General features: G+C 37.0%; 8 protein-coding genes and 2 rRNA genes. 2 read left to right on the plus strand and 8 right to left on the minus strand.

Annotated elements, in window-relative coordinates:
• Positions 1 to 80: 80 nt before the first annotated feature.
• Positions 81 to 842, minus strand: coding sequence for an LPS export ABC transporter ATP-binding protein (gene lptB, locus C511_RS0109310; RefSeq protein ID WP_024997559.1), 762 nt, complete (start codon positions 840 to 842; stop codon positions 81 to 83).
• A 75-nt stretch (positions 843 to 917) separates the two neighbouring features.
• Here lptB and C511_RS0109315 point away from each other — a divergent pair, with 75 nt between their 5' ends.
• Positions 918 to 1,661 (plus strand): MlaE family ABC transporter permease, encoded by a 744-nt coding sequence (locus tag C511_RS0109315; protein WP_024997560.1) that lies wholly within the window; start codon positions 918 to 920, stop codon positions 1,659 to 1,661.
• Positions 1,658 to 2,428, plus strand: a complete 771-nt coding sequence (locus C511_RS0109320) for an ABC transporter ATP-binding protein (RefSeq protein WP_024997561.1) — start codon at positions 1,658 to 1,660, stop codon at positions 2,426 to 2,428. Before C511_RS0109315 ends, C511_RS0109320 begins: the two co-directional genes overlap by 4 nt.
• Before the next feature lie 46 nt (positions 2,429 to 2,474).
• Here the strand turns inward: C511_RS0109320 and der are convergent, their stop codons facing one another.
• The 7 genes from der to C511_RS0109350 all read right to left on the minus strand — a co-directional run.
• Positions 2,475 to 3,788, minus strand: a complete 1,314-nt coding sequence (gene der, locus C511_RS0109325) for a ribosome biogenesis GTPase Der (protein WP_024997562.1) — start codon at positions 3,786 to 3,788, stop codon at positions 2,475 to 2,477.
• A gap of 47 nt (positions 3,789 to 3,835) precedes the next feature.
• A complete protein-coding gene (gene era, locus C511_RS0109330; protein WP_024997563.1) occupies positions 3,836 to 4,717 on the minus strand; it encodes a GTPase Era in 882 nt (293 codons plus the stop codon).
• An 82-nt stretch (positions 4,718 to 4,799) separates the two neighbouring features.
• Complete coding sequence (locus C511_RS0109335; protein ID WP_024997564.1) at positions 4,800 to 5,804, minus strand: beta-ketoacyl-ACP synthase III; 1,005 nt, start codon at positions 5,802 to 5,804, stop codon at positions 4,800 to 4,802.
• Positions 5,805 to 5,903: 99 nt separating this feature from the next.
• Positions 5,904 to 6,089: a 50S ribosomal protein L32 gene (gene rpmF / locus C511_RS17540; RefSeq protein WP_081698296.1), complete on the minus strand. Its 186-nt coding sequence runs from the start codon at positions 6,087 to 6,089 to the stop codon at positions 5,904 to 5,906.
• 11 nt (positions 6,090 to 6,100) lie between these two features.
• Positions 6,101 to 6,682 carry a YceD family protein gene (locus C511_RS0109340; protein WP_024997565.1) on the minus strand — a complete coding sequence of 194 codons (582 nt, stop codon included), beginning with the start codon at positions 6,680 to 6,682 and terminating at the stop codon, positions 6,101 to 6,103.
• 299 nt (positions 6,683 to 6,981) lie between these two features.
• Positions 6,982 to 7,092 (minus strand): 5S ribosomal RNA (gene rrf / locus C511_RS0109345).
• A 71-nt stretch (positions 7,093 to 7,163) separates the two neighbouring features.
• Positions 7,164 to 7,391: ribosomal RNA gene (locus tag C511_RS0109350) — 23S ribosomal RNA — on the minus strand; the annotation flags it as partial.

The raw sequence follows: 7,391 nt of genomic DNA on the forward strand, positions 1-7,391 counted from the left end.
GTAATAATGGTACGTTATTCTACAGAAAAAGCCTTCTTACAAAACATGCAAGAAGGCTTTAAACATATATGATAACTATATCAGTCTTTTAATTGAAAATCTTTTCTCCGTAAAACAAAGCTGTTACTCAAATATTTTTCACGCACAATCTTATTCTCAGCCAATTCTTCAGGGGTACCCTGAAATAATATTTTGCCTTCAAAAAGAAGATATGCGCGGTCTGTTATGCTTAAGGTTTCTTGTACATTATGGTCTGTTATCAAAATACCGATGTTTTTGTCTTTTAACTTCCAGACAATCTGCTGTATATCTTCCACCGCAATGGGGTCAACCCCGGCAAAAGGCTCATCTAGCATAATAAACTTAGGGTCAATGGCCAGGCAACGTGCAATCTCTGTTCTTCTACGTTCTCCTCCCGAAAGCTGATTTCCAAGATTTTTGCGAACTTTTTGCAAACGAAACTCTGCAATCAGACTTTCTAGTTTCTCCTTTTGATATTCTTTGGGTTTGTTGGTCATTTCCAAAACTGAGGCTATGTTATCTTCTACAGTCATTTGACGAAAAACAGAAGCCTCTTGAGCCAAATAACCGATACCCGTTTGGGCACGCTTATAAACCGGATAATTAGTTATTTCCAAATCATCCAGAAAAATACGTCCTTCGTTGGGAGTGATAAGTCCTACCGTCATATAGAAAGAAGTCGTCTTACCGGCACCATTGGGACCAAGTAAGCCAACAATTTCGCCCTGCTTAACATCAATAGAAACATGACTAACTACCGTACGTTTACCGTACTTCTTCACTAAATCCTCGGTACGAAGAACCATTCTGTTATCTTCCATATCCATTGTTATTTAGCGGCAAATGTAGTAAAAATAAGCTGAAAAAATGTACATTTGCAAACAAATATACAAGATATGATAAAAGCACTCCGAACTGTTGGTTGTTATGTGGTTCTTATGAAAAGAGCGTTTGCCCGCCCTGAAAGAATGCACATGTTCTTCAAACAATACATCAAAGAAATAGAGCAATTAGGCATAAATTCGATTGGTATTGTACTCCTGATATCTTTCTTTATCGGCGCAGTTATTACCATACAAATCAAGCTTAACATTGAAAGCCCCTGGATGCCCCGGTGGACTGTAGGATATGTAACTCGTGAAATCTTACTTTTAGAGTTCTCATCTTCAATCATGTGTTTAATTCTGGCTGGAAAAGTTGGTTCTAACATTGCCTCAGAACTGGGCACTATGAGAGTTACTCAACAAATTGACGCTTTAGAAATCATGGGCGTTAATTCTGCAAACTATCTTATATTGCCTAAAATCACAGCGCTAGTAACTGCAATTCCTGTTCTAGTAACGTTTAGTATATTTGCCGGAATAATTGGGGCCTTTGCCACCTGTTGGTTTGGCGGCATTATGACGGCCACTGATTTAGAATACGGTTTGCAGTTCACCTTTGTTGAATGGTTTGTGTGGTGCGGTATAATCAAATCTTTATTTTTCGCTTTTATCATTGCAAGCGTATCTGCCTTTTTCGGTTATAGTGTTGAAGGCGGTTCTATCGAAGTAGGTAAAGCCTCTACTGACGCGGTTGTGTCAAGTAGTGTACTGATCCTTTTCGCTGATCTTATATTAACTCAACTATTAATGGGATGATTGAAATTAAGAATCTATATAAATCCTTTGATGATAAAGAAGTACTCAAAGGTATTAATGCCACATTTGAAAACGGAAAAACAAATTTAATAATCGGGCAAAGTGGTTCTGGGAAAACCGTATTCATGAAATGCATTGTAGGGTTATTGCAGCCTACAAAAGGGGAAATATTATATGATGAACGCAATTTCCTGAATATGGGCAAGAACGAGAAGAAGCTTCTTCGACGTGAAATGGGGATGATTTTTCAAAGTGCTGCTTTGTTTGACTCCATGAGTGTACTCGAAAACGTAATGTTTCCACTAAATATGTTCAGTAAAGACACTCTTCGGGATCGTCAGAGAAGAGCTTTGTTTTGTCTGGATCGAGTGAAATTATCGGATGCAAGCAATAAATTTCCCGGTGAAATTAGTGGAGGAATGCAAAAGCGTGTTGCTATAGCAAGGGCAATAGCACTACAACCGCAGTATTTATTTTGTGACGAACCCAATTCCGGACTAGATCCTAAAACGTCTCTGGTAATCGATGAACTAATTCAGGATATTACAAGAGAATATAATATGACCACTATCATTAATACCCACGATATGAATTCTGTTATGGGGATAGGAGAGAAAATTATTTTTATATATGAAGGGCATAAAGAATGGGAAGGTAGTAAAGATGATATATTCACTTCTCCCAATTCCAAGCTAAACAATTTTGTTTTCGCATCGGATTTATTTCAAAAGGTCAAAGAAGCGGAAGTTCAGAATCTTGAAGGATAATAAAAAAGCCAATCGCAAACGATTGGCTTTTTTATTATTGTATTACTTACTTCTGACGAATATATACATTAATAGGAGTTCCTTTCAAATTCCACTTCTCGCGAATCTTATTTTCCAAGAAACGACGATATGGCTCTTTTACGTATTGAGGCAAGTTTGCAAAAAACACAAAAGAGGGTATTTGAGTATTAGGTAATTGAGTAATGTACTTGATCTTAATGTATTTACCTTTATTTGATGGAGGCGGATATGCTTCAATCAAAGGTAACAACTCTTCGTTAAGACGAGCCGTAGAAATTTTCACCTTTCTATTCTCATAAACATCACGAGCTTCTTCCAGCACTTTCAAAATACGTTGTTTGGTTAACGCTGAGGCAAATACAATAGGAAAGTCCACAAAAGGAGCGAAACGTGAACGAATAGCGTTTTCAAACTCCTTCATTACCTTCACGGTCTTGTCCTCTACTAAATCCCATTTATTAACAACAACAACAAGCCCTTTTGAGTTCTTTTGTATTAAAGAGAAGATATTCAAGTCCTGACTTTCAATACCCCTCGTTGCATCCACCATTAAAATACAAACATCAGCTCCTTCAATAGAACGAATGGAGCGAATGACTGAATAATATTCTAAATCTTCATTGACCTTATTCTTCTTTCTGATTCCAGCAGTGTCTACCAAATAAAAGTCAAATCCAAACTTGTTATAACGTGTATAGATAGAATCACGAGTAGTTCCCGCAATCTCTGTTACGATGTTACGTTCTTCACCGATGAAAGCATTAACAATAGATGATTTTCCGGCATTAGGACGTCCAACAACTGCAAAACGAGGAATCTCATCATCTAGGATTTCAGATGTTTCTTTCTTAAACTTGCTAACAATCAAATCCATTAAATCACCCGTTCCACTACCTGTCATGGCTGAAATACAATAGGGATCACCTAATCCTAGTGAATAGAATTCCGGCGCATTATATTGTAATTCATGATTATCCGTTTTATTTGCCACAACTATGACCGGGCTATCAGCTCTTCTCAAAATAGAAGCTACTTGCAAATCCAAGTCAGTCAATCCGTTAATAACATCAACTACAAACAGAATCACATCAGCTTCTTCAACTGCCAATAGTACCTGCTTACGTATCTCTTCTTCAAAAATATCATCTGAATTAACGACCCATCCACCTGTATCAACGACGGAAAATTCGCGTCCTAACCATTCAGATTTGCCATATTGTCTGTCACGGGTAGTACCCGCTTCCTCATTTACTATTGCCTGACGAGTCTTCGTCAAACGATTAAAAAGAGTAGATTTTCCCACATTAGGACGACCTACTATTGCTACCAAATTTCCCATAATTATAACTGTCTATTTTCGACTCTCACAGTCTTATAAATCTAAACTTAATCAAGTTGATAACCAAAATTCCGCAGCTCCTTATCCGAACTACGCCAATCTTTATCAACCTTAACAAAGGTCTCCAAATAAATAGATTTTCCAAAAAATCTCTCAAGATCACGACGTGCTTCAGTCGATATTTTCTTCAATGCTTTGCCTTGCTTCCCGATAATAATTCCCTTTTGAGAATCACGTTCTACATAAATAACAGCATGTATTCTTATTAGTTTAGCCTCTTCTTTGAATTGTTCAACAACTACTTCAACAGAATAAGGAATTTCTTTATCATAATACAGCAAAATCTTCTCGCGAATAATTTCATTCACAAAGAATCGAGCGGGTTTGTCTGTTAATTGATCCTTATCAAAATAAGGAGGAGAATCAGGCAATAATTCTTTTATTCGCTTCAATACATAATCAACATTAAACTTCGATAATGCTGAAATAGGTATAATCTCAGCTTTAGGAATAAGTTCTTTCCAAGTCTCAACCAATTCTATTAATTTCTCTTGATTAGTTTGATCAATCTTATTAATCAACAATAAAACAGGCAACTCCAGCTTACTCACTTTAGCAAGAAAATCACTGTTCTTATCAGGAGATTCTATAGTATCAGTTACATAAAGCAGAACATCAGCATCTATTAAGGCTGAAGTAGAGAAATTAAGCATTGACTCTTGAAGCTTATAAGCTGGTTTAACAACACCCGGAGTATCAGAAAATACAATCTGCATTTCTTCCGTATTATATATTCCCATGATACGATGACGGGTAGTTTGTGCTTTGAAAGTAGCGATTGAAATTCTCTCTCCGACCAAAGCATTCATCAAAGTAGATTTTCCAACGTTAGGATTACCTACAATATTAACAAAACCAGCTTTATGCATATTATCACTTATTATAAATTAGAAAAAAAAACGCATCGAATAAAAAATAGGATGCGTTTTTATATATATCAGCAACTATCGGTTACTTTTTACTTCCGTCATAGCCCCATTTAACATAAACAGCTCCCCAGGTAAATCCTGCGCCAAAAGCTGTGAAAATTAAATTGTCACCTTTCTTTAGTTTTTCTTCAAAATCCCAAATACAAAGAGGTAATGTAGCAGCACTTGTATTACCATAACGATGAATGTTAACCATCACCTTTTCAATTGGCAATTCCATTCTATGTGCCACTGCATCAATAATACGCATATTAGCCTGATGAGGAATAACCCACGCTATGTTATCTTTATCCAAAGAATTTCTCTCAGCAACAGCAGCTGTTGCATCGGACATGTTAGAAACTGCATACTTAAAAACAGTTCTACCTTCTTGGTAAACATAGTGCATGTGATTATCAATGGTGAAATAAGAAGACGGACAAACTGAACCACCCGCTTTCATGTGCAAGAAAGGAAGTCCTTTACCATCTGTTTTCAATAGCGAATCCATAATACCATAATCTTCCGTTGTGGGTTCCACCATGAAAGCAGCTGCACCATCACCAAATATTGGACAAGTAGAACGGTCCGTATAATCTGTCACTGAAGACATTTTATCAGCTCCTACTATTATGACTTTTTTATATCTGCCAGAGCGAATAAAAGAAGCAGCGGTTTCCATAAGATAAAGAAAGCCACTGCAAGCAGCTTGAAGGTCAAATGCAAATGCATTTTTCAAGCCTAATTTATCGCATAAGATTGATGCTGTTGAGGGAAAGTGATAGTCGGCTGTGCTTGTAGCAACAATTACCAAATCAATATCATCAGGATTTGCTCCCGTACGTTGCATTAATTGCTTGGCGGCTTTTCTAGCCATGTAAGAAGTCCCAAGGCCTTCTTCATTCAAAATTCTTCTTTCTTTGACTCCTATTCGAGTCATAATCCATTCGTCGTTGGTATCAACCATCTTGGATATCTCCTCATTTGTCAATACATAATCGGGAACATATCCACCAACTCCTGTGATTACAGCGTTAATTTTTTCCATTATCCTACTTTGAATTTGCAAAATGATATACTTAAAATACAGCCGTAAGTTTTAAACCCCGGCTGCTAATTCTTAAGTATACATCAACTAAACTGTATATTATACAGCTGCTTCTTTAACAATAGCAAGTTTGCCTCTGTAGTATCCGCAAGCGCCACATACAGTATGGTAAACATGCCACTCACCACAATTAGGGCATACAGCCAATGTAGGAGCTACTGCTTTATCATGAGTTCTTCTCTTCGCAGTTCTTGTTTTTGATTGTCTTCTCTTAGGATGTGCCATTTTTCTAAACTTTAATTATTATCTAATATTTTTTTTAATTCATTCCAACGAGGATCTATATTTTCTTCTTCCTCTACGTTATCAATAACAGGTTCCTCAAATCCTTCTACATCATTATCATCTGACTCATCGTTAGCACTACCTCTTAAATGCTTACTCAATTTGCTAGTCATAGCCTTATTGCATTTTCCAGGTGCATGCACATGCTTCATTGGAATAGATAATTCAATAAATTCATAAAGAAACCAAGCTATATTTATTTCGCCTTCATTTTCAGGGATAACAATCAAGTTATCTCCCTCCTCTGCGTACTCAGTTCCAAACTTCACAAACAGCCTATTGGTTGTTGAAACAGACTGCTCCATGTCATCCAAGCATCTATCGCAAGGAATCCATACCACACCTTCGCAATCAAAATTAAACTCGAAAGCGTGAGAAAGCCGTTTCACCTTAACAATTGCATTGACTTTACCTTTCTGAATATCAGGTCCGTCAATGTTAGCAAAGAAAACATTATCAAGCAAGAATTCATAACTAGATGATTCCGCCTGCATTCCCTTTAAATCAATTTTATATTTATCAAACTTTCCCAAAGCCCTTACTTTTATAATCAATACAAAGTTATAAAAAAAGCCTGAAACTCAAGATTAATCCGTTTGTTTTGGCATTTTGCTCAAACGAAGAAATGAATTCGGGCGACAAAGATACAAATAATAATAGTCAAAACGTAGTAATTACGTTAAAACTTTATCAATAAAGACCAATTAATCAATTGACCGCTACTTCATTTATGACTTAAGTCTACATACAGGATGAGCTATAACACATCTTATAGCCTTCCTTAAACGCAAAAAAGTCCCACAGCTTTGTATAGCTGCAGGACTTCTCTAAAAAACGGCGACTACCTACTCTCCCACTGTTACGCAGTACCATCGGCGTGACAAGGCTTAACTTCTCTGTTCGGAATGGGAAGAGGTGGAACCCTTGTGCTATAGTCACCTTAATAAGGTAGACATAATGTACACAAAAAATAAACATTCAGTCAGCTAAACGTATATAAAAACCATACTGACAAGAAGAAAGTGAACGGGCAATTAGTATTGCTCGGCTGTGATATTTCTATCTATACACCTGCAACCTATCAACGTCATCGTCTTTGACGACCCTAAGAAATCTAATCTTGTGGCTGGCTTCGTACTTAGATGCTTTCAGCACTTATCCAATCCCGACTTAGATACCCGGCGATGCACCTGGCGGCACAACCGGTAAACCAGAGGTCAGTCCAACACGGTCCTCTCGTAC

It is taken from the genome of Bacteroides graminisolvens DSM 19988 = JCM 15093 (genome assembly GCF_000428125.1).
Taxonomy (GTDB): Bacteria; Bacteroidota; Bacteroidia; order Bacteroidales; family Bacteroidaceae; genus Bacteroides; species Bacteroides graminisolvens.

Excerpts from the sequence above, each read along its gene's own strand:
- der (WP_024997562.1), bottom strand. The coding sequence starts at position 3,788 with ATGGGAAATTTGGTAGCAATAGTAGGTCGTCCTAATGTGGGAAAATCT.
- C511_RS0109315 (WP_024997560.1), top strand. The coding sequence starts at position 918 with ATGATAAAAGCACTCCGAACTGTTGGTTGTTATGTGGTTCTTATGAAA.
- C511_RS0109335 (WP_024997564.1), bottom strand. The coding sequence starts at position 5,804 with ATGGAAAAAATTAACGCTGTAATCACAGGAGTTGGTGGATATGTTCCC.
- rpmF (WP_081698296.1), bottom strand. The coding sequence starts at position 6,089 with ATGGCACATCCTAAGAGAAGACAATCAAAAACAAGAACTGCGAAGAGA.
- lptB (WP_024997559.1), bottom strand. The coding sequence starts at position 842 with ATGGAAGATAACAGAATGGTTCTTCGTACCGAGGATTTAGTGAAGAAG.
- era (WP_024997563.1), bottom strand. The coding sequence starts at position 4,717 with ATGCATAAAGCTGGTTTTGTTAATATTGTAGGTAATCCTAACGTTGGA.
- C511_RS0109320 (WP_024997561.1), top strand. The coding sequence starts at position 1,658 with ATGATTGAAATTAAGAATCTATATAAATCCTTTGATGATAAAGAAGTA.